General features: G+C 45.4%; 17 protein-coding genes and 1 pseudogene. 11 read left to right on the plus strand and 7 right to left on the minus strand.

Translation table 11 applies throughout. The features are described from left to right. The first annotated feature begins 166 nt into the window (after positions 1–166). Positions 167–2,035: a RimK/LysX family protein gene (locus R2X38_RS15315; protein ID WP_317523170.1), complete on the plus strand. Its 1,869-nt coding sequence runs from the start codon at positions 167–169 to the stop codon at positions 2,033–2,035. 389 nt (positions 2,036–2,424) lie between these two features. On the opposite strand, the gene R2X38_RS15320 is transcribed toward R2X38_RS15315, so the two are convergent. Next, on the minus strand, positions 2,425–3,009 hold the full coding sequence (locus R2X38_RS15320) for a sugar O-acetyltransferase (RefSeq protein WP_317523171.1): 585 nt from the start codon (positions 3,007–3,009) through the stop codon (positions 2,425–2,427). Positions 3,010–3,653: 644 nt separating this feature from the next. On the opposite strand from R2X38_RS15320, the gene R2X38_RS15325 reads away from it, so the two are divergent. Next, positions 3,654–4,979 (plus strand): hypothetical protein, encoded by a 1,326-nt coding sequence (locus tag R2X38_RS15325; RefSeq protein ID WP_317523172.1) that lies wholly within the window; start codon positions 3,654–3,656, stop codon positions 4,977–4,979. A 507-nt stretch (positions 4,980–5,486) separates the two neighbouring features. Continuing rightward, positions 5,487–6,914: pseudogene (locus R2X38_RS15330) on the plus strand (chitinase); the annotation flags it as partial. Positions 6,915–7,087: 173 nt separating this feature from the next. Here the strand turns inward: R2X38_RS15330 and R2X38_RS15335 are convergent. Then, on the minus strand, positions 7,088–7,984 hold the full coding sequence (locus tag R2X38_RS15335) for a LysR substrate-binding domain-containing protein (RefSeq protein WP_317523174.1): 897 nt from the start codon (positions 7,982–7,984) through the stop codon (positions 7,088–7,090). Between the two features lie 186 nt (positions 7,985–8,170). Here R2X38_RS15335 and R2X38_RS15340 point away from each other — a divergent pair, with 186 nt between their 5' ends. Further along, positions 8,171–9,085, plus strand: coding sequence for a DMT family transporter (locus tag R2X38_RS15340; protein ID WP_317523175.1), 915 nt, complete (start codon positions 8,171–8,173; stop codon positions 9,083–9,085). Positions 9,086–9,170: 85 nt separating this feature from the next. Here the strand turns inward: R2X38_RS15340 and R2X38_RS15345 are convergent, their stop codons facing one another. After that, positions 9,171–9,944, minus strand: a complete 774-nt coding sequence (locus R2X38_RS15345; RefSeq protein WP_317523176.1) for an ABC transporter substrate-binding protein — start codon at positions 9,942–9,944, stop codon at positions 9,171–9,173. A 12-nt stretch (positions 9,945–9,956) separates the two neighbouring features. Continuing rightward, the gene (gene hisC / locus R2X38_RS15350; protein WP_317523177.1) at positions 9,957–11,045 is read right to left on the minus strand and encodes a histidinol-phosphate transaminase; all 1,089 of its coding nucleotides are present in this window, start codon (positions 11,043–11,045) and stop codon (positions 9,957–9,959) included. 169 nt (positions 11,046–11,214) lie between these two features. Here hisC and R2X38_RS15355 point away from each other — a divergent pair, with 169 nt between their 5' ends. Continuing rightward, entirely contained in the window at positions 11,215–12,102 is an 888-nt protein-coding gene (locus tag R2X38_RS15355) for a LysR substrate-binding domain-containing protein (protein WP_317523179.1), read from the plus strand. A gap of 51 nt (positions 12,103–12,153) precedes the next feature. Here R2X38_RS15355 and R2X38_RS15360 read toward each other — a convergent pair whose 3' ends face one another. Beyond that, the gene (locus tag R2X38_RS15360) at positions 12,154–13,170 is read right to left on the minus strand and encodes a bile acid:sodium symporter family protein (RefSeq protein WP_317523180.1); all 1,017 of its coding nucleotides are present in this window, start codon (positions 13,168–13,170) and stop codon (positions 12,154–12,156) included. A 232-nt stretch (positions 13,171–13,402) separates the two neighbouring features. Here R2X38_RS15360 and R2X38_RS15365 point away from each other — a divergent pair, with 232 nt between their 5' ends. The 3 genes from R2X38_RS15365 (at position 13,403) to R2X38_RS15375 (ending at position 15,597) form a co-directional block, all read left to right on the plus strand. After that, positions 13,403–14,209 (plus strand): helix-turn-helix transcriptional regulator, encoded by an 807-nt coding sequence (locus R2X38_RS15365; RefSeq protein ID WP_317523181.1) that lies wholly within the window; start codon positions 13,403–13,405, stop codon positions 14,207–14,209. 92 nt (positions 14,210–14,301) lie between these two features. Continuing rightward, a complete protein-coding gene (locus tag R2X38_RS15370; protein WP_317523182.1) occupies positions 14,302–14,796 on the plus strand; it encodes an SRPBCC domain-containing protein in 495 nt (164 codons plus the stop codon). 147 nt (positions 14,797–14,943) lie between these two features. Further along, positions 14,944–15,597 carry a DsbA family oxidoreductase gene (locus R2X38_RS15375; RefSeq protein ID WP_317523184.1) on the plus strand — a complete coding sequence of 218 codons (654 nt, stop codon included), beginning with the start codon at positions 14,944–14,946 and terminating at the stop codon, positions 15,595–15,597. 43 nt (positions 15,598–15,640) lie between these two features. On the opposite strand, the gene R2X38_RS15380 is transcribed toward R2X38_RS15375, so the two are convergent. After that, positions 15,641–16,546: a LysR family transcriptional regulator gene (locus R2X38_RS15380; protein WP_317523185.1), complete on the minus strand. Its 906-nt coding sequence runs from the start codon at positions 16,544–16,546 to the stop codon at positions 15,641–15,643. Between the two features lie 128 nt (positions 16,547–16,674). On the opposite strand from R2X38_RS15380, the gene R2X38_RS15385 reads away from it, so the two are divergent. Then, positions 16,675–16,980 carry a monooxygenase gene (locus tag R2X38_RS15385; protein WP_317523186.1) on the plus strand — a complete coding sequence of 102 codons (306 nt, stop codon included), beginning with the start codon at positions 16,675–16,677 and terminating at the stop codon, positions 16,978–16,980. Positions 16,981–16,990: 10 nt separating this feature from the next. Further along, positions 16,991–17,362 carry a hypothetical protein gene (locus R2X38_RS15390; RefSeq protein ID WP_317523187.1) on the plus strand — a complete coding sequence of 124 codons (372 nt, stop codon included), beginning with the start codon at positions 16,991–16,993 and terminating at the stop codon, positions 17,360–17,362. Positions 17,363–17,431: 69 nt separating this feature from the next. Here R2X38_RS15390 and yghU read toward each other — a convergent pair whose 3' ends face one another. Next, positions 17,432–18,289, minus strand: a complete 858-nt coding sequence (yghU, locus tag R2X38_RS15395; RefSeq protein ID WP_317523188.1) for a glutathione-dependent disulfide-bond oxidoreductase — start codon at positions 18,287–18,289, stop codon at positions 17,432–17,434. Positions 18,290–18,534: 245 nt separating this feature from the next. Here yghU and R2X38_RS15400 point away from each other — a divergent pair, with 245 nt between their 5' ends. Then, positions 18,535–22,251 (plus strand): ATP-binding protein, encoded by a 3,717-nt coding sequence (locus tag R2X38_RS15400; protein WP_317523189.1) that lies wholly within the window; start codon positions 18,535–18,537, stop codon positions 22,249–22,251. Positions 22,252–22,280 lie beyond the last annotated feature (29 nt).

Genomic DNA, 22,280 nt, shown 5'->3' on the forward strand with positions numbered 1-22,280 from the left:
TACCGTTAATTAATTGAAAAGCCTTTACCACCAAACTTTTGCAAGAGTTCTGTCAGATTTACTGAATCTCTGCTGAATTTCAGCCAATAAGCCACATTCTCACTGCCTTTAAACAGTACACTTAACCCAATTGAATTTCCCTTCGCTGAATTGATACAGGAAACTTATGACTTCCCTACGACTGTTGACCACCTTGTGCTTGGCAGCCTTTGCCGCCTCACCCGCCATGGCGCAAAACACCCAGTATGAAAGCATTCTCGAAAGCCGCAGCCAGATTGACGACAAAGTCGTCTTAGGTCGTACCGAGCTCGTTTATTTTCCTGCCATTGATTCACTCGATAATATTGGTATTCCAGCCAAGATTGATACCGGAGCAGATTCAACCTCTATCCATGCCGAAAATCTCGTCATTACCACCAATGAACCGGCCTTTGAAGGTTTAGAAGGTGACGAGTTGCTTGATGCTATCGCCGTTGAATACGACGCCCTTGGCAGTACTCAACTTCGAGATCGAAAAGACAAAACCAATATCATGGTGAGCTTTGATATCAGGCACCCTTATACCGGTGAGCTGATCCGCCTTGAGAAACCGCTTTTCCGCCTAGCCATGATAAAAAGCCGGGGAGATGGTCATTTGGCCCGCCCTGTAGTTGAGCTCGATCTGGCTATCGCAGGCCAAACAGTGAGTACCGAGGTTAACCTCACTAACCGTGATCGTTTCTCGTACCCAATTCTGATTGGTAAAACGTTCCTGCGTAATACTGCATGGGTTGATGCTGGATTTGATTACCTTCAGGCACAGCCTGATGCGCATATTATTGGCCGCAAAGAAAAAGCGTCTATTGAGGCTTTGCCGCTTGAAGTCAGCACTTCTTTTGATAGCCGTTACAGTATTCTCCATGCGCTCGATATCAAGGTCGATGAAGAAAATAAATCCGTGACCTTTACCCTGGAAGGCCGGGACAAAAACCGCAAGACCATCACCAAGCCACTGAGCCGCATGCTACGTTTTAGCAATGCCCAAAGGCCAATGGTTTACCTGCCAGTGAAGCTAGGCGACTCTGAGCAGTACATTCAGGTATACCTCAAAGACAGATCAAAAAACCACAGCCAGCTTCGTCTCGGAACAGAAGCTCTCAACCAATACTTTGTGGTAAACCTAGGGGCAAGCTATTTGGGTAAGTCAGATTTGGCCCCTATCTCGACCATGGCCAAAGACGATTCCATCTTGATGATAAGCAGTGAAGAGACCGTCAAAATAGATGGTGTAAGCATCAATGCCGGACCATCAGGGATCATTAAAACGCCTCTGCTAAAGGTATCTCAGATTGATGAACAGAGAACAGAGTACGGGCGGATGATCCAGTACACCATCAAGGATGCTGATGGTAAAACCCACCGCCAGGACAAGCCGCTCAAGAGAAAGATCCGTGTGGGTGACCAAGTTCGCCCTATTGTCGGAACAGAGATTTCATTGCCTTCATCCATGTTGCTTCGTGACATTGCCCTTGAGACACATGAGCAAGAAGACAGCGCGTACAGCCAATTAGAAATCAGTCCCGATCTAGTCCCAGGAGCACTGCTCATCAATACCCGGACAACTCAACTGCTCGATAAACAAGCCCCAAGACACGCGGGATATATCGAACAACTGAAAATGGACAAGATGCAGTTCCCGGTAAAATTGGATACCGGTGCTGATGTTAGCTCCATGCATGCAACCGATATTGAAACCTTCACCGAAAACGGCAAGGAGATGGTCACTTTTACATACAGTAACCATCAGGGCGATAAAAAAACCTACACCCGCGAAATCGTAAAAACCATGCGCATTAAGGCCCGAGCAGGTGAAAAGCCAAGCACGCGTTATGTAGTGAAGATGACGGTGAACTTGGATGGGATGGAAAAGGAAATCAATGTTAACCTGCGAGACCGCAGCCGGTTTGAATACAGTATGATTTTGGGCAAGAACTTCCTTAAGCACAATGTCGTAGTCAGCAGTGATAACCAGTTCCTACTGACCAAAAAGAATTAATTCGTCGTCCCCCCCTCATCAACTAAAACAAAGGAGCTGAAAAGCTCCTTTGTTTTATTGCCTGCTGATAACCGTTATCTATGGGTATTAAGAAATAACCAAAACCCGAAACAGCGTAGCCAATGGTCACCGACGAAAGTAAATCATTGTCAAAGTGCAGGACTTTTTGCGTCGATTAATTACAATTAATAAGTTAATGAATACTTTCTTAGGGAATGAGTATGAACACTCAGAAGCTTGTTTGGTCTGTTGCAGGGATGCTAATTACCTTCCCCACGCTTGCCGTTGGTGTCTCTGAATGGCTCCACTGCCCAATTATTGAACTGATGTACTAAACCTGTGCTTAGCGCTACCAACCGGGCAGCAGAACCCATTCAAGATTATTGAGACTAAATCATTTCTGATTGCTTGTCTTCAATCGTCAGAGTACGGATAGGTTTTGCTGGTGAACCTACGCACACCGTATTAGCTGGCAAATTTTTCGTCACCACGCTTCCTGCACCAACAACCACGTTATCACCAATAGTCACCCCCGGGCAGACGGTAACATTCGCTCCGAACCAAACGTCATTGCCGATAGTGATCTCCTTAGCAAACTCTTCACCGGAAGCGCGCTCAACAGGATCAAGCGGATGACCAGCAGTGGCAATCACTACCCCCGGTGCCAATAAGCAGTTATCACCAATGTTGATCGGTGCACAATCTAGGATGGTACAACCGTGGTTAGCATAGAAGCCCTTCCCCACCTTCAGGTTATAGCCATAATCACAGTTAAATGGAGACTCTATCCATGCATCGGTTTCTTTTCCCAACAACTCGTTGATTAACGCCTGACGGGTGTCCTTCTCAGTTGGGCATGTTTGGTTTAGCGAGAAGCATAGCTTCTTTGCTTTTTGGCGGTCTGCGACAAGCTCTTCATCCCAAGCTTGATACATCTTACCCGTGATCATCTTCTGTTTTTCGGTTAAAGCCATGTTGGATCTGCACCTTATCAATCCGGCAACGCCAGTAAAAAAGAAGCCAATATTATTCACCAGCAACATTCTTATTGCTGCTTTTACGCTGTTTTACGTTACTAAAAACTCGGACAGATCACATTTGGCGCTAGTGTTTGGGAATGTTCCCGCTTTATATAAAAAGCTCGGTAATTAACCAATAATAATCTATTCACTGGGTAACTAAATCATTCCTTATTGATAGCTCGCACAAACTCGATTTCAAAACCCAAAACCAAGAGTAACCCAGGTTTTGTATTGATAACCTAGTTAGAAATATCGAAGAACGTGAAGTCAGGCATGTTTTATCGCGAAAAAATCCACAATGAAATTGCTGACATTTTATTGGAATTTTGAAGCATGCCTAGTTTTATTGACACTTTGCATGACAAATATCAAAGCCCGAAAAATCATTTCTGCATTCTTCAAAAGAAGATAAAAAGATGCTCGTTTTTCTTTATTTAAGCGAAAAGTGAGAATGTTTTTCTCCAGCAGCTAGCACTATTATGCCTGCACAAAGTTTCCAACTATTAGGTACTTGGTGCTGCATTTCAATTTTGATTTCTAATACATCAAGCACTTAAGCCACAAAGTAATAATAATAAACCCTACATGGAGTAGCTATGAGCACGCAAACAGAAATCCTTAGCGGCACCCCCGAACATCTCCCTCCGCATATAAAAGCAGGCATGACCGAATCGGAATGGAAACAAGCCATCAAGTTCGACAGTGTGGATATCGGCTGGGTCGTCATGAGTATCGGCATGGCCATCGGTGCAGGGATTGTATTCTTGCCCGTACAAGTCGGTATCATGGGCATTTGGGTATTTCTCCTCTCTTCTATCATTGGCTATCCAGCCATGTATCTGTTCCAAAAACTCTTTATTAATACCCTTGCCGAATCAAAAGAATGTACCGATTATCCGGCCATCATTTCTGGTTACCTCGGAAAGAACTGGGGCATTGCCCTCGGCGTACTCTACTTCATCATGTTGGTGATTTGGGTGCTAGTTTATTCGCTGGCAGTCACTAACGACAGTTCTTCCTACCTCCACTCTTTCGGAATAACAGAAGGCTATCTGAATGAAAATGCCTTCTACGGGCTGGGCTTGATCTGCGCACTGTCATTCATTGGCAGTAAAGGTGAGAAATTACTGTTCAAACTATCCGGTTTTATGGCTGTCACAGTACTATCACTCGTTGCGGTAATGGGCTTGCTGCTGGTCGCCCGCTGGGATTTCGATAATATCCCAGCTGTCGGCGAGTTCCTGCCAATGTTCAAAGATGCCATTATCACACTACCATTTACTTTGACCTCAATCCTATTTATCCAGTCTTTGAGCCCAATGGTAATTTCATACCGCTCGCATGAGAAATCCATCGAAGTGGCGCGCTACAAGGCAACCCGTGCCATGAAAGTTGCCTTCAGTATTCTGTTTGTAATTGTGTTCTTCTTCGCTATCTCGTTTACCTTTGCCATCAGCCAAGAGCAAGCGATGGATGCAATGAACAAGAATGTCTCTGCGCTAGCTATCATTGCCCATTACTACTCAGGCAGTTGGGCAACAGTGGCAGGCATTGTGATAAACATCTTTGCAGTAGTGACTTCATTCTTCGGGGTGTTCCTTGCATTCCGAGAAGCATGTAAAGGCTTGGCAATGAACATTTTGCTTCGCAAGTACAGAGAAGAAGAGATCAACAAGGAGTGGGTAAACAAAGGCGTTATCACCTTCATTATTCTACTGGCATGGTCAGCGATTGCCCTGAATGCACCTATTCTGTCATTCACTTCTATCTGCAGCCCAGTATTCGGCTTGGTTGGGTGCTTGATCCCGGCATACCTTGTGTACAAAGTACCATCGCTGCACAAGTACAAAGGCCCAGCAACATATATGATTATCGCGACAGGTATCTTGCTGTGTATATCACCTATCTTGGCTTTCATTTGATTTAACTTACTACCACAAACCCACAAGCCCACAACTGCTAACACGCCTTGTGGGCTTCTATTTGCCTCCAGCTCAACCTCGACACAGCATCCAAAACATCCAGCACGTTTTCACCTCCTAACAAAAACAAGCTGAAGTGACTCGCACAACGCAAAATTGCTCACTTTTCACACAGCCAGATATAGTTTCTAACCCAACGGGTTTGAGAGCCCCTTACCAGATAAATAATTCATAAAACACCGATCATGCGACCTATTACACCAAAAAACACCGCTTAAGAAGTCCACCTGACTACTCCAGAAGTGCTCACCCTTCCCCAAAGATCACTTTATAGTATACCAGTAAGTGCATTACATATTGTGCTCGCAGATGGGACGACTCATACCTATGACGCTCATGCACACTCCTGAGCCTTGTTGAGCGATACCGTCAACACCAGAAGTCACACAGGATCGGCATGTATTAGCACAACTTACAGACAACAATCTGGATTAAAGGATTAACGATATGTTGAAACAGCAATCTCTCCTCGCCTTGCTTGGCTGTGCGATATCAGCCAGCAGTTTTGCAATGTCCATCCAACCAGACCCCGACACGCCAGGAGGCTATTTGGTACTGCGCGCCGATGTGTTAGCGGCCGAGAAAGCTAAAACAGCCAATCCTATGTACGCTATATGGGCTGATGCCCTCCGTACCTTATCGAATGACAAGGTTGACGCGATACAGCCAGGTCTGGCAAGCAACCCGGCTAACGTTATCCGTGCTGAAAAAGTATTTCCCGAGACCGAATGGAACTACCTCACCCAGATGGCTGCACCCGAATATACCTATACCCGCTTCCTAAGAGCGATTGGTAAATTCCCGGCGTTCTGTGGCGATTACTCTGACGGTAGAGATGCCGACGCTATCTGTAAGAAATCAATCATTACGGCCTTTGCCCACTTCGCGCAAGAAACCGGTGGCCATATTGCGGTTGATAACACTTGGGATAATCCACAAGGTTTGGAAGAGTGGCAACAGTCTCTGGTACACGTTCGTGAAATGGGCTGGTCCGAAGGTCAGCCTGGATATACCACGGGATGCGGGCAAAACGACTGGCAAAATAAGAAATGGCCATGCTCGGATGGGCAAGGGTATTTTGGCCGCGGCGCCAAACAGCTCTCTTACCACTTCAATTACGGTGCCTTCTCTGAAGTCATGTTTGATGGTGATGCGAGGGTTCTCTTAAATAACCCGGGCTTGGTTGCTGACTCTTGGCTAAACCTAGCATCTGCCATTTGGTTCTTCCTAACGCCGCAAGCGCCAAAACCTGCGATGCTCCATGTCATTGACCGCACCTGGTCACCGTCGCAGCTGGAGAGCGACGCCGGTATTGGTTATGGATTTGGTACCACTATCAATATCATTAATGGCGGTATTGAGTGTGGTGAACACAACAAGGACAAAGGCCAGCCGGTCAACCGTATCCGCTACTGGGAAGGGCTATCAAACTACTACCAGATCCCTATTCCTAGCGACGAGAAAAATACCTGCTGGCAACAAACCCCTTATGGCAGCTTGAACCTGCAAGGTGCGGCCGATGTCCTGTACACCAACTGGGACGGCGATTGGACTTATCATGCCGACCGACCTGGAGGCGTGTCGTTTGAATGTAAACTGGTCGGCTACCAAACGGCATATTCGGCCTTGGTAGAAGGGGATTACGAGAAATGTGTTGCCAACCTCTATGAATCACACGCCGGCTGGCCGAAAGTCAAAGTGGTTGATAGCTTGGGCCCGATAGATCCGCCCACCGAACCGCCAGTGGGTGGTGCTCACCCTGCTTGGGATACATCTAAAGTCTATTTGGCCGGAGATAAGGTTAGCTATAAAGGTGGTAACTATGAAGCTAAATGGTGGTCACAAGGCAACGAGCCGACAAAAGGCGATCCCTGGAAAAAGATTTAGTCTCTTTTTGTGCTCTAGGAACTTTGACCGAAGCAATTATTAAATAAGCCAAAGCCCACTTTTATGACATCAAGTTAAGGTGGGCGTTCTTTTTCAGCAAACGCTAAATAAGTTAGCCTTTGACCGCAATCACTTCGATTTCCACCTAAAAAGACTAACCACTAGTCGGCACTAAACTGGGCTCGAAACCAGTTTCTCAATGCCAGCACACTTTCCTCTTTCAGCTTTTCCGGCAAGCAGACAAAATAGAATTCCTGATATGGGTTCAAAACTGGCTCTCCAACCTGTACCAGCATATTGTGCTTGATATCATCCCGGACAAACTGCTTGTGGGTAATAAGCACCCCCAACCTTCTAATGGTTGCCTGAACGGCTTGCACCGACGCGGTAAAGGTTAAGTTTTTCTGTTGGCTCGGCACTGCTAGCTGATTATATTCGCACCATACTTGCCAGTCATTTTGTCGCCGTGGATTGGTCGCAAAAATAGCTGGATACTTTGACAATAACTGCTTAGGTGTTGCCTGTTGATTTCCTTCCAGTAGGTGCGGGCTGCACACCATAATAAGCTCATCATCGCCGAGCTTTTCACAGTAATAATCCTGCCACTCATCGGTCTTACCATGCAGTAAAGCCACATCAACGCCTTCTCTTTCCAAATCAAAGGCATGAATGATATTGGAGATACGGATATCGATATTAGGGGCGTATTCATTAAAGTCCGGAACACGGGGGATCCACCAGTGCAAGGCCAAGGAATTAACCATGTTCAACGTAATACGGTTACTTGGCTTCTTGCGGGCTATCGCCTCACTGGCTTCAACGATTTGTGCCAGAGCCGGAGCAACCTTGCGGTAGTACTTGCGGCCAAGGGGATTCAATTCAACCCGTCGTCCTACCCTGCGGAATAAACTGACATCAAGCTGGGATTCCAGTGCCTTAATCGCTTGACTGACAGCCGAGTGGCTGACGCTTAATACCTCGGCAGCATCGGTCATGCTGCCGGTTTCCGCAACGGCAACAAAAGCATAAATTGCCTTAAGGGGAACCAGCTTTCTCATATGTAAGTTTTTCTAACAGTTTTGGTCAGTATTACTCGCTTTTTTCCTCGATACAAGCAACCTAAAATCAAACCATATAAAACTCTACAGCTAGCTCCACCATCAAAAAAATTCAGAGCAATTAACACCAGCAGTAGCAAATACCACTAAAAACCTACGCCTTAACCAAATTAGGAGTTCACATTTATGCCGACAGACCTCAGGCCCGTAATGTTTATGCTTATCTCCACTTTCAGCCTGTCGTTTAATGGCCTTATGGGAAAATTACTGACAGAGAGTTTCAGTACCGAAGTACTCGGTTTCCTGAGATTCTTCCTGCCTGCTAGCATTATGTTACTCATGCTAAAAAGTTCTGGCTGGGTAATACCAAATAAGCACAACAGCCGACCAATTATCATCCGAGCCTTATGCGTTGTCGGCAGCCAGCTCTGTTTTCTCGTCGCATTAAACGAATTAACCCTGGTTGAAAGCGTGGTGCTATTCAGCACCGGGCCATTGTTCATTCCTGTGTTAGAAATACTGATGTACCGCACGCCGATTCAAGGCCTCACTCTCGCCTGCCTAGCCATGACTTTTTGCGGAGTTTTGCTGCAAGCGGGTAACCCCGCAGGCATCGAAATAAGGCCTGAGCTGCTCATTGGTTTAGCCGCAGGCGGGTTCAATGCTCTCTCACAAGTCACTTTGTTCAAGGGAGCAAAGTCTGATCTACCACCAGCGGCCCTGAATGGATGGTGCTTTATGTTGGCTGCAATCATCATATTTCCTGTCGCGACGGTGAGAGTTTTCACCACTGACAGTCTGCTGATTGCCTCCAATCCTTTTGATACCAATATGCTTCTGGTACTACTCATTACACTGGCTATAAGCATCGTCAGTACCCAAATGTTCCGCGCAAAAGCCTATAAGTTGGTATCAACGGGCTCTCAGCTGGCCCCTTTGATTTTTACCAATTTACTGTTTGCGCTGATTTGGCAAGTCAGCTTTTTCAATGAAACATTGGAGACCAATAAAGTCATTGGGATCAGTCTTATCGTACTCGCGACCATCATCAATACCTTTGGGCCTAAGTGGATACATCAACAAAGAGCGGCAGCACATTAACCCCCCGATTACCTCTCCATTACTCCCAAAAAAAAAGAAAATCCCCAATCGGGGATTTTCTTTAATGTCTATACTTCAACGGTAACTACTCACCATAGATATCGAAGCTGAAGTATTTTGCGGCAATCTTGTCGTATGTGCCATTGGCTCTAATCGTCGCAATCGCCTGGTTAAACTTCTCAGCAAGCGCTTTGTCATTCTTGCGCAGCGCTAAAGCGGTACCTTCTCCAATGTAGGCGGGATCAGTAACCGCTTCTCCAACAAACTCAAAACCTTGACCCTGCTCTTTTTCTAAGAATGCCAAAGCAAGCTGATCCGAGTTACCAAAAACCGCGTCTAAACGACCGCTCTGCAGATCAAGATACACTTCATCCTGCCCGTTATAGCGGCGGATATTAGCCACATCGCCAAATTTATCGGTGACATAGCGATCATGGATAGTCCCCAGCTGAACACCAATTCTCTTACCCTCTAGGCCTTGTTCGCTAATAGTGATACCTGCTTCAGAGCCTGCTACGAAACGGGCTGGGGTTTGATAATACTTATCGGTAAACAGCACGCGTTGCTTACGTTCATCAGTAATTCGCATTGAAGCCATGATCACATCAGACTTACGTGCCAACAGTGATGGGATCAGTCCATCCCAGCTCTGTGACACCCACTCACAGTTCAGTTTTGCTTCTGCACAAAGCGCATCGGCAATCTCGATATCAAATCCTTTCGGTGTCCCCGATGCGTCTTTGTAATTGAACGGAGGGTAAGTGAAATCCGAAGCCAGTCGAACAGGCTTTTGCGCGGCTAGAGCTGAACCCGAGACCAGAGAAGCCATTACTAGAGCCAATGTCATTGTTTTCTTCATCATAAGTTCCTTTTATATTTTCTCTGCTTCCATCTCTTTTAGGGCAAGAAGCGTTTCACTCATACTGTCTTTAGAGCCAATAGTGATCCTTACACAGTTGGACAATGCTGGCTCATGCACCTGATTTCGAGTAATAATCCCCTTGCTGCAAAGGTATTGGTACATACAAGTGGGAGTATTGAACTTCACCAGCACGAAGTTAGTTGATGAGCAAAAAACCTGTTCAACAATTTCAAGCTGATTGAGCTCGCCTGCAAACCATTCCCTTACCGTAATGAGTTCATCAGTTTGGGCATTCATCTGCTTGATGCCTTTCTCTGTCAATGCGGCAAGTGCCACTTCAGCGGTTGGATCTGCAATAGGATAAGGGGCAATTAACCGCGTCACCAAATCCATCACACTCTCATCGGCCAGCAAGAAGCCGCACCGTATTGAAGCAAGGCCAAATGCTTTTGACAGGGTTCTTATTACCACCAGATTAGGGTACTGCTTGATAAGCCCAACAACTGTCGTTTGCGGCGCAAACTCAATGTAAGCCTCATCAACCACAACCAGCGCTTTATCTTTCGCGAATTCCAATAATGAAATGATATCAGCCTGCGAAATGATATTACCCGTTGGGTTATTGGGCGTGCACAAGAACAAGATATTCACATCATCTAGCTGTGCATTTATCGCCGCCATGTCTAGCTGAAAACTAGGCAGAAGGGGGACCTTGATGGTTTCAGCAGCAATGGAGTCGGCACAGAATTCATACATCGCGTAGGTCGGAGGGCACACCATGATTTTATCAACACTAGGCTGGCAGAAAGTCCTAACTAACAAATCGATAGCCTCATCCGCCCCTCGAACGGCAACAGCATTGCATCCAATAACTTCGGTATGAGTTTGGCAATATTTCAGATACGCACTGGCTAGCTGATCGGGTAGAAAATCGGGATAACGCTGGTAATCACCTTGCTGTCCTTCATACCGACAACTGGATTCAAGCTCATTGGCATTCAACCACAAATGACCGTTCCCCCCAATTCGCCGTGCCGACTGGTAGGGTATGAGTTTTTTTATAGTGTCAGGCGCAATTTTTTCGGCCAGTGATTTCATCTAATGACTCCATTCATTGAAAATGCTTCAATAAACTCAACCAAAGAAGCATAAATAATCACAATTTGAGAATGTAAAATCATTATATGCAGTTTCTTCTTGATAAAGGAATCGATAAATCGGCATACTAGCCATGAAAAAGCCTCATAGCTCAAAAAGGATTTAGCCAATGAAGGATTTACCTACCACCAAAGAGCTGACAGCTTTTCTGGTGACTTCGAAAACGCTCAGCTTCACCAGAGCTGCAGAGGAGCTGAATCTCACCCAAGGCGCTATCAGTCGGCAGATCATAGCGTTGGAGAATAGGCTACAGATCCCTTTATTCCAACGCCAAGCCAGGGGGTTAGCACTTACCGACAAGGGAAAGGAGTTTCTCCCGCTCATTGAAAAAGCGGTCAATCAAATCCAGCATGCGGTGACAAAAGTCCGTGCCGATGAGAACCTGATAAAGTTAAAAGCACCGAGCTGCATCACAACTTGGCTGTTACCCAAACTGATGGCCTTTCAGCAAGCCCATCCCGAGATTGATGTCGAACTGACATCCGCCATCAACCACAGTGTAAATTTCTCGACTGAACCCTTTAATGCCGCCATATGCTACGGACACGCACCACAGTCTACTGAACTGACTGCGAACGTGTTGTTCGAGGAGATCCTCGCGCCCATGTGTTCACCTGAACTGTTCTCACCAAAGATGATTACAAGTAATGAAGAGGAGGTGTCTGCCGATGCAATGAGCCAATACACTTGGCTGCATGCAACACCAGATAGAAGAGATTGGAAATTATGGCTAAACAAAACAGATAATGCCCATTCAGCGCTTGCCAGCCAGAACCAGCATTTTGCCACACTCGATCTAGCCGTTAGCGCATCTTTACAAGGATTCGGTATTGCAATCGGTGATGTCACCCTCGCCAAACCAGATTTAGACAGCCAGCGTCTGATGATGCCCAATACGAAAACAGTCGCTTCAGGTAAAGGCTATTACTTGGTGTATCCAAATAACCAGCAATCAGCGGCAATGAAGCTATTGATAATGTGGCTGACTGAACAATAAAAAAACAGCCACATGCAGAGGCTGTTTTAAGCGTTTGAGCAATATTTGAAGCTAGGCGGCTTGTTTAACGGGTGCCGGCTCTTCGTGCTCGCTTTCTTTGGCATAACGGTTAGCCAAAATGGCGCAGTAAAAAATCTGAATTTGGTGATAGAACATAATCGGTAGCAACATCATGCCCAACATAGGGTTTGCACCGAAAATCACTTTGGCCATCGGCACACCAGCAGCCAGCGTTTTCTTAGTACCACAAAATACAGCGGCAATCTCATCTTCACGGTTAAAGCCAGCCTTACGTGCGATCCACTGCATGCTGTGTACCACCACAAGAAGAATGACTGTCGTTGCAAATAAGGTCATTGCCAAGGTACTGATAGCAAAATCCATCCAGATTCCATCTTTAACCGAATCACTAAACGCGTTAAACACAATCAGCAGGATCACCCACTTGTCAATTTTGTTGATAATAGACTTGCGCTTTTCCAGCAACTTGAGCAACACGGGCCGCAACAGCTGGCCAACAATCATTGGCAACAGCAGCATGGAAGAAATTGAAATCACAGTATCAAGAATATCCATCTCGACACCATCCATGCCCATAAACCATTGGATCAACAAAGGGGTGATCAGTACACCGAGCACACTGGACAGCGACGCATTGAAAATCGCTCCCGGAACATTACCCTTGGCCGCACTGGTCATTGCCACCGATGATGAAATGGTACTTGGCAACACAAACAGATAGCAAAAACCAAAAGCCAGTGCAGCAGGCATCATGGCATGGAACACATTACCGAAAATTAGCCAGAGCAAAGGGTAGGCGACAAACGTCGCGCTCTGGACAAAGATATGCAGTTTCCAATTGGTGATACCCGCCTTGATCGCTTGTGGCGAGAGGCCAATACCGTGGAGGAAGAAAATAATCGCGATGCCGACTGCGGTCACTTGATCCAAGTGCAGCAAACCGCCCGACTGACCAACTGAAGGCATCAGCGCGGCCAGCGCTACAGCAACGAGCATCCCCGATAGAAACCATTCTTTTTTGAAATAATTTATGACTTTTTTTACCACTTGATTCACCTATTCATATCCAGTTGCTGCCCCAACTAAACCTCAGAAAGATCGCCAGACAACCTGCCATCCATTGGCAATTTCTACCTAATAGGATACGCTGACCATGTTTTCCTGCTATCGCAAAGAAGATAACTTTTATCGATAACAGGACAAACTAGCCCGCAATTTCCCCGATAAAAGCGGTAGCCCTAACATCGAGTCACTCATGGAACTGCAAAGGCAAACGAACATGAACAAACAGGTAAGCAAAGTCATCCAAAGACAACACCGTCAAGTGCCTTCGCTATCCAAGCTTCCCCGTCCCGTTTATGCGCGAGTCGAAAACTGGCAACAATCAGGCAGTCAAACCCACTGGCATACCCATAACTGGGGGCAATGGTCTTATGCAGTAGAAGGGATGCTCATCGTCCATACCCGCCAAGGCCAGTATGTTGCCCCGCCACAGTTTGCAATTTGGATCCCCGAAGGCGTTGAACACAAGGTGATTTCCAATGGCGCGGCGCAAATGCGCAGCCTGTATATCGAAACCGATGCACTTGCAGACTTACCGTGGACGGAACCAAGAGTATGCAGCATAACCCCCTTAGTACGTGAGCTAACCCTGCAATTTTGTGCCCTTCCAGCCGACTACAATTGTGACAGCGCTGATGGCCGTTTGGCACAGGTACTCGTCGACCAAATTGCCTACCTTCCTTCGGCCTCTACCCAGTTGACTATACCGAGCGATAAACGCCTCGCGACCATTGCCGAGCTTCTCCAACACCACCCTGATGAGCAAAGGGATATCGAGCAACTGGGTGAGTTAGTTGGGCTATCTGGCCGGAGCGTAAGCCGGCTCTTCAAACAACAAACCGGGCTGACCTTCCAGCAATGGCGGCAGCGAGCCAGACTGCTTGAAGCTTTGAACCGTCTGGAGTCCGGTAGGACTGTAACCAGTGTCTCCATCGAGTGTGGTTATGATTCGGTGTCTGCGTTTGTCTCCATCTTCAAAAAACAATTTGGTGATACACCAGGGGAATACTTGCGTAAGGAATAACGCCCTCAGGCTAATCACTACTTCCAAGCCAACTAGTGAAATCGCATTATCCGTATTAGTCTTTAAAGACCTTATTACAAAAGACGTACGTGATGACAACCAGCAAGGAAATCCATTGGCCTGAGTATTACCACCCCAAGAATGCCCAGCTTCATGTCAGAAACGAAACACTGATCCCTGCGAAGGCCGATGCCATTTGGTCTAGTCTCACCCACGCCCCTTGCTGGCCGCAGTGGGGACGCGCCCAGACCTCAGTACAAATCCTCAATGGTGATGGTGTTGAATTGCACAAAGGCAGCATCTTCCGGTGGAGAGCAAGAACACTCCATTTTGATTGCACCGTCGTTGAGTTTATCCCCCATGAGCGGCTAGCCTGGAAGGGCAAATGCGGTGATGTCGACATGTACCATGCATGGCTCATAGAGCCCACCGATGAAGGCTGCCTGATCCTCACCGAATCAACCCAGCGCGGTGGCATGACATGGTTGACCAAATATATCACCAGCAGGAACATCCAATCCTACCACCGGCGCTGGTTAGCCGAACTGAAGAAGCAGCCTGAATGTAAAAAACAACAAAAGTCTTAGTCTTAACCCCCTTGAACGATCACTCAAAATAAATTTGAACAATCATTCAAACCCACTTATATTAAAACTCAACCAAAAGGCAACCCGGCATTAATTTAAGCCCTACGCAACGAAGATGCGATGCCGGCAGAAAAAGTGAGACTAAGCATGGCAGAGAAAATTAAACTCGACATTGTTTCCGACGTGGTTTGCCCATGGTGTCTTGTCGGCTACAAACACCTAGAGGCAGCCATCAATGAGTTGGGCATGCAAGATCGCATCGATATTGAATGGCAACCGTTTGAACTTAACCCGGATATGCCGCCTGAAGGAGAAAACCTCCGCGAGCACGTCGCAAGAAAGTACGGTTCAACCCCTGAGGACAGTCAAAGAGCAAGGGCAAAAATTGCCAAACTGGGTGCTGAGCACGGTTTCACTTTCAACTATTTCGATGAGATGAAAATGGTCAACACCTTGGATGCTCATGTCTTGCTGGAGTTCGCCAAGGAATATGGCAAACAGACTGAGCTGAAAATGGGCTTGTTCAGCGCGTTTTTCAGTAAGCAAAAGGATGTTTCCGACAGGAAAGTGTTGCTCGATGAAGTGGCAACTGTTGGATTAGACAGGCAGGCCGCCCAATCAAGGCTGGAAGATATGGCACACCGTGATGAAATCCGTTCGGTAGAAGCAGAGTGGCAGCAACTTGGGGTATCAGCAGTACCGACTGTAGTGTTCAATCGCACCAGTGCCTTGACGGGGGCGCAAGAGATCGAGACCTATAAGCAGGTGCTACTTGAATTGGTTAACGAACAAGCAACTTAGTTGTACATGAATTTGCGCAGAGCTGGATTTGATATCAATCATGTCATTTCGGCTCTGTCCTATTCCTTGCTGTATTTAACAACAGCTCATAGAAATATCTTGCTGCCGGTCCGGTTTTCACACCTTTGGGCAGCGTCAGGTGCAGGGGAACTTGGTAACGTTCAGCGTTTTCGATAGAGAGGACTTTAATGCGTTCACCCGCTCGACTTTTCACTATGTGTTCTGGTAAGCGACAGAACCCTACTCCCTGCTCTACAGCCAAAAAGGCATGATCAAAATTATCGACAGTGATCCGCTGCCGCGACTTGAGCCAACCTATATCTTGCTTAGTGTTCTTGTCGCTTTCTCCGCCCAGATCACGGATAACTATCTGGCTCGTCGAAGCCAACTCACTGAAACAAAGAGACTCTCTTTGTGACAAAGGGTGATGAGCAGCAACCACGGGGACCATGGTCGTCATCCCAAAAGCCTCAGCCGGATAGTTGGTAATTGGGATATTAATAATGGCAATATCTGCTTGCCCATCAGTGACCATTTGCTTAGTTTTCGACAATGAAGTCTCCACAACCTGAATCGATGTCATACTGTTCTGTGCCAAGAATGCGGCCATAGGTTGATAGAGCCAAGCAGGGTCACAAAGGTGGTCAATCGCAATCGTAATTTCTGACTCGATGCCCCTTGAAAGTTGTTCGCTCATTTCTTCCAGCTCACGCGCCTGCTCTAACATGGCATTGGCCCTACGTAGCAGCGACTTACCTTCTTCGGTCAGTACCGCTCTTCGTTTTTGCACTTCAAGCAATGATACCCCGAGTTGTTGCTCAAGCTTTTTTACTGCGTAAATCAGCGTGGTGTGGCTTTTGTTCATGTTTGTGGCCGCGGCCTGTATGCTGCCCGCACGCTCAATTTCCAATAGCGTCTGCCATTGATCCAGGGTGGTTTTTAATCTCATTGGTCTAAATATTCCACAGTAAACCGCAATATTATGAACTTTTCTGTTTATTTTATATAGACAAGAATAGGCCCATACCAAACATAAAAGCCAAACCGTCCGGCTTCCAACAATGTGGAGATATAACCATGGCGAAATTACTACAGGTTGATTTTGAGTTTAACGGCCCATTCGGCGATGAGATGGCCCAAGCCTTGGTTGGGCTTGCTGAGTCGATTAACAATGAACCGGGGATGATCTGGAAAATATGGACTGAAAGTGAAAACGATCAATTAGGTGGTGGTATCTACCTGTTCGAAGACGCAGCTAGCGCACAGGCCTATCTTGAGATGCACACTGCCCGTTTGCAACAAATGGGAGTAGCAGAGGTACGTGGGCAGATTTTTGATATCAACCAACCGCTCACCTCAATCAATAAAGGCCCGATTAATTAGTGAGGCAGCCATGAGCAACAAAATGTTTTTAACCCTACACGGTGCTATCTACTTAATTTTTGCCTTAGTACTGTTCTTTGTACCTAGCCTAATGTGGCCTATGTACGGCGTAGAGATCAATGACCAATATGCGTATTTCCTCTCTCAGCATACGAGCATCTTCCTTGGTGGTATCGCCGCAGTAAGTCTCCTATTGAGGGATATTGAACCCGGTGATATCGCCAGGAAGCTATTTATCGCTTTGCTGGTCAACAACGTCCTTGGCGTCATTATCACGGTTTATGCTGGTGTCTCGGGGATATTCGTTGGCTTTGGCTGGAGTGATCCAGCCTTCTTTGCCTTGCTTTCAGTGCTAAGTTACTTGCAACTGAAAAAACAGTAATAGTATTTACTGCACATCCAATAATTACCCCCAGCGATAAGTACTCACTTTTCGCTGGGGCTTCATAGACTAAGGCTTGAGCTTTAGCACCTCGTCTATATCACTGGCAGTATGGCGCTCAGGGACTTGTTCCCACTCCTCGCCCCAGGTCCGGTTGACTATTTTTCCGCGCTGAACCGCTGCACGGGCATCAATTTCTTTGGCCCAGCGCACTACGTGAGTGTATTGCTCAACCTGCAAAAATTCTGCGGCATCATAAAGCTTGCCCAGCACCAGGTTGCCGTACCACGGCCAGATAGCCATATCGGCAATGGTGTATTCGTCGCCGGCAATGAAGGCGTTTTTGGCTAGCTGCTTATCAAGTACATCAAGCTGACGCTTGGCTTCCATGGTGAAACGATCAATCGGGTATTCAAACTTTGCAGGGGCGTAAGCATAGAAATGACCGAAACCACCGCCCAGATACGGTGCAGAGCCCTGTAGCCAGAACAGCCAGTTCATGACCTGGGCCTTGGCGACTACATCTTGGGGAATAAAATGACCAAACTTCTCAGCAAGGTAAAGCAAGATACCGCCAGATTCGAAGACATTAATTGGCTTTTCTAACGAGTAGTCAACCAATGCGGGGATTTTTGAGTTTGGGTTGACCTCGACAAAGCCTGAAGAAAACTGATCACCTTCACCAATTCTAATCAAATGGGCATCATACTCAGCTTCTGATACCCCATCAGCCAGCAACTCTTCTAGCATAATTGTCACTTTCTGGCCGTTGGGTGTGCCCATCGAATATAACTGCAAAGGGTGGTCACCAACAGGTAAAGCTTGTTCATGCCTTGCACCTGAATCCGGACGGTTAATGCTCGCCCACTCGCCACCGTTTTTACTGTCATAAGTCCACACTTTGGGTGGGGTATACTCTGTACCCATTTGCCTTTCCTCGCCTAATTTACTAACCCGTCTTGTTCATGGTGTGCTATTAATCATCAAGCCATGAACAGTCGTTCAAATTTAAACATTAGCTAATAAACCAGCTTAGCGCAAGACTTTTGAACACTTGTTCAAATAAGTATTCATACCACGCCATGTACTTGCCCGCTAGCTAACAAAGCCCTAGTGAAAATTGTGTTTTATAGTACACTAGCGTTTCAAACATAACATGGATGTTTTAGGCAGTGAGTAGTTGTTTTTTTAAAAATTATTTCCTTTTTTCAACAATGATATTCACAGCACTTCTCTCTATATCAGCATACTCTGCGCCAAATAGAGAAATAACAGTTGGCACACTAGAAGGCAGTGATAACTACTCTTCGTTGATGACGCATGTCTACAAGTCTAAGCTTGGCGAAATTGTAAAATCAGATGATCACACGATAAAATACATCGATTTCGACACGATTGAGAAATTACTCTCCGCGGTTGAAAAAGAACAAGTAGACCTTGGACTCGGGTTCAGTAAACATTCTGGCAGAGAAAGTTACTTTAACTTCACCCTTCCCCTCGTTGCCAGTAAAACTGCAGCATGGTCACCAGCCGTTGATATTTCAAGCAATGCCAGTGTGTACAACTACCGCTGGGCCTGTGTGAAACAGTCATTTTTTTGCTATGAGTTAAAACAGTTGGGTGTCATTGATATCGTTGAAGTCGACCGTTTCAGTGAATTGTTTTCAACTGTTACAGAAGGGAAAGCTGATATTTTATTATCCAGCTACTTATCTATTGCACAATTTATCCAAGAAACGGGGTTTGAAGGTAATATATTATTCCCTGCTTGGGCTAACAACGAACAGATAAGGTTAATTTCAAGTAAGAACAAAACCGAAGCAAACTCACTTATCAACAAGGCTATATTGGAATACCAGACCGACGGCTATAAATCGGAATATACCAAACATAATAATGCATTCAATGAATACATTCAGGTTGAAAACTCCCTTTTGTCCCTAAAAAACACGTATTCTGATACTGACAGTTTTGAGTACTCAATTAGTGATAATGCTTTTCCATTCTCTTTCATTAGTGAAGAAGGAGAACACATGGGATACATCCCTGATCTTTTCAACCTAATACATTCGAAAACTGGGATACACTTTTCTAATTCAATCCCATCAAAAAGCCTTGAACTGAGCAGTATTGATATACTGCCTCTAACCATTGCAATAAAAGACATTCCAGACAGCTACATAGAAACTAATCCGTACATGGATATAAAATATAGAGCTATTGTTATAAATAAGGTTATGGATATTGATAAAAATGATGTCAGTGGAGTGCTATTCGCCGGGTTAAGCTTCAACCAAAATGTTAAAAATAAAGTATTTGGTGAAAGTACTATTGTTTATAATGACATTGAGCGAGTACTTAAATCTTTAAAATACGGAATAATAGATAAAGCATATATCCGAGAAGATATTTTAAGTGAGATTATTAGCTCAAGCCTATTTTCTGATTATAAAGTCCTACTAAACGAAGACAGAATTTATCAGGCAAAAATGCTAGTGAAAGATCAAATACTGGCCGATTTCCTCAATGCCACCTTTGCTACATTAGACAAAGAAGATATAAACACCATAAGGAACAAACATTTCAGCTTCAATATTAATTACGGCGTGGATAAAAAGAACTTCCTTATTGTGTCTGTCACACTAGGCTTAATTATTGTATCTTTAATATTGATTTATTTCACAGCCACTAAGAAATTAACCATAAAAGTTGAAACAAAAAAGAAACGTCTCGACATTATAGAAAAGAATCGATTATTTTTGCAATCGGTCATTAAGTCAATTCCAGCAAAAATTTGGATACACACTTCAAAAAAAGAGTTATTATTGACTAACTGTCCAATGCATTTAAGCAAGCAATGCTCTAAATGCGTATTATCCGATAGCAATAACGGAATAAATTGGATTGAAAACTGGGAAGAAATTTACAATGTTCTGACTTCAGGGCAATCCGCCCATGGCACAGTAAAAAGTGGCTGTTCCTTCATTGCTCCTCGACAATACAGCTACTCAAGACTACGGATTGCAATTGGCAGTAACAAATATGGCGTGCTGACCATAGCATCAGATATTACAGATGAAAAACGTAATCAGCAGCTGTTAATAGAAGCGAATAAAAAAGCCCAGTTAGCCGTTGAGGCTCGGCAGATGTTCTTGGCCACCATGAGCCACGAATTAAGAACGCCCATTGCCGGAATGATCGGTTTGCTAGAGTTGATTGGCAACAGGAACAAAGATAAAGAAATACAGTTCCTGCTAACCCAAATAGAATCATCAGCACATAGCCTCAATACTTTGGTCAATGATATTTTAGACTTTTCAAAGCTTGAATCTAACCAAGTGGTCATTTCTCCCGAAGAAACCGTCATTTTGCCAGCCTTATGTGAATGCTTCAGACGTCACTACGTGGTTGCAAAAAAGAAAGGGCTCAAGCTGATCATCAATTGGCCTGCCAGCAGGATTGGGTCGGTTACCACAGATTTTTTTAGGGTAGAGCAAATCGTCAACAACTTGCTGTCAAATGCTATTAAGTTTACTCACCACGGTAGTATCACTATAGATGTTGACATTGAGCCCAAAGAGCTGGTGATCAACATATCTGACACCGGAGTAGGTATGACCGAAGAGCAGAAAAAATCTGTTTTCTCTCCTTTTGTTCAGGCTGATGGAAGTATTACACGTAAGTATGGCGGCACCGGATTAGGCCTTTCTATCGTCCAAGAGCTCACGTCATTGATGGGAGGAAGCGTCGATTTACTCAGCGCTACCGGTTCAGGTACGGCGGTCTCAGTAAAGCTGCCTGTCACTTCTGCACAGTATTCAAAACCTCAATTTGAGCACCTTGAAATTGAAGCTGTCGGGCTAGATCCTGCTGTTAATGATTGGCTTTCAAAGTGGACTGAGTCCAATATCAAGCATAGTCGATATAATGAGCAACCAAGTAAGACCCATGTTGTGATCAGTCAAGATACCCCGCAGCCCAATACGGATGCCTATCAAATCTGTATCAATACGCACCAGGAGGATTACCGAGTAATATCAGGAAATAGCATTTCTATTATGGGGCACCCCTTTTTCCCTGACTTATTATTCAATGCACTGGAAGATATCTGTGATGAAAGTCCAATGCTTGGCTCGGTGGATATTTCGCAGCAATTCGTGGGCAAGGTCTTGGTCGCTGAAGATAACCCGATCAATGCGACCCTATTACAGAAACAACTCAATGAGTTTGGTTTAGATGTTGATATCGTAGAAAATGGATTGCTTGCATTTAATATGCTGACCCAATCAGAGGAAGAATTCGACCTGTTGATTACCGATTACCATATGCCTGATCTCGATGGTTTACAACTTACAAAGGCACTACGAGAACTGGAGTTTGAGATGCCAATCATTGTTTGTACCGCCGAGGACTCTCAACACATTAATACAGAATTGAATGACGTAGGGCTTACTCAAGTATTGTTTAAGCCATACTCGCTTGTTGATTTAAAACAGCTATTATCCGAGAATCTCCCGCTTGAAGGCTCACCAAACCCATCAAATAATAATAGTTCGAAACCAGATCAGCGTTATTGGCTCAATCAATATGCTCAACCCGACGCTATAGCAATGTGCGAAGTTTTTATCGATACCATTAGCTCGGAGCTCGAAATGCTGAAGCAAGCCGTGTCTGATCAAAACTACCGATTGTTGAGAAACATAGCACACCGCATTAAAGGGGGGATTGGGAGCCTGGGATTAGCTGAACTTTCGGTGCAAGCCAAGTCTATTGAACATACTGCGTCAGAAGCCTCCCAAACAGCATTTGTTGATTGCGAACTATTTATTGCCGAGCTTAAAGATGAGTTGCAGGCAGCCCAAGAATGGCTAGCAATGCACAACACATAAAGGGCTTTTCATAAACAGAGCCACTCCAT

It is taken from the genome of Photobacterium rosenbergii (assembly GCF_033022775.1).
In the GTDB taxonomy this organism is placed as follows: Bacteria; Pseudomonadota; Gammaproteobacteria; order Enterobacterales; family Vibrionaceae; genus Photobacterium; species Photobacterium rosenbergii_A.

Excerpts from the sequence above, each read along its gene's own strand:
- R2X38_RS15315 (WP_317523170.1), top strand. The coding sequence starts at position 167 with ATGACTTCCCTACGACTGTTGACCACCTTGTGCTTGGCAGCCTTTGCC.
- R2X38_RS15320 (WP_317523171.1), bottom strand. The coding sequence starts at position 3,009 with ATGGCTTTAACCGAAAAACAGAAGATGATCACGGGTAAGATGTATCAA.
- R2X38_RS15325 (WP_317523172.1), top strand. The coding sequence starts at position 3,654 with ATGAGCACGCAAACAGAAATCCTTAGCGGCACCCCCGAACATCTCCCT.
- R2X38_RS15335 (WP_317523174.1), bottom strand. The coding sequence starts at position 7,984 with ATGAGAAAGCTGGTTCCCCTTAAGGCAATTTATGCTTTTGTTGCCGTT.
- R2X38_RS15340 (WP_317523175.1), top strand. The coding sequence starts at position 8,171 with ATGCCGACAGACCTCAGGCCCGTAATGTTTATGCTTATCTCCACTTTC.
- R2X38_RS15345 (WP_317523176.1), bottom strand. The coding sequence starts at position 9,944 with ATGAAGAAAACAATGACATTGGCTCTAGTAATGGCTTCTCTGGTCTCG.
- hisC (WP_317523177.1), bottom strand. The coding sequence starts at position 11,045 with ATGAAATCACTGGCCGAAAAAATTGCGCCTGACACTATAAAAAAACTC.
- R2X38_RS15355 (WP_317523179.1), top strand. The coding sequence starts at position 11,215 with ATGAAGGATTTACCTACCACCAAAGAGCTGACAGCTTTTCTGGTGACT.
- R2X38_RS15365 (WP_317523181.1), top strand. The coding sequence starts at position 13,403 with ATGAACAAACAGGTAAGCAAAGTCATCCAAAGACAACACCGTCAAGTG.
- R2X38_RS15370 (WP_317523182.1), top strand. The coding sequence starts at position 14,302 with ATGACAACCAGCAAGGAAATCCATTGGCCTGAGTATTACCACCCCAAG.
- R2X38_RS15375 (WP_317523184.1), top strand. The coding sequence starts at position 14,944 with ATGGCAGAGAAAATTAAACTCGACATTGTTTCCGACGTGGTTTGCCCA.
- R2X38_RS15380 (WP_317523185.1), bottom strand. The coding sequence starts at position 16,546 with ATGAGATTAAAAACCACCCTGGATCAATGGCAGACGCTATTGGAAATT.
- R2X38_RS15385 (WP_317523186.1), top strand. The coding sequence starts at position 16,675 with ATGGCGAAATTACTACAGGTTGATTTTGAGTTTAACGGCCCATTCGGC.
- R2X38_RS15390 (WP_317523187.1), top strand. The coding sequence starts at position 16,991 with ATGAGCAACAAAATGTTTTTAACCCTACACGGTGCTATCTACTTAATT.
- yghU (WP_317523188.1), bottom strand. The coding sequence starts at position 18,289 with ATGGGTACAGAGTATACCCCACCCAAAGTGTGGACTTATGACAGTAAA.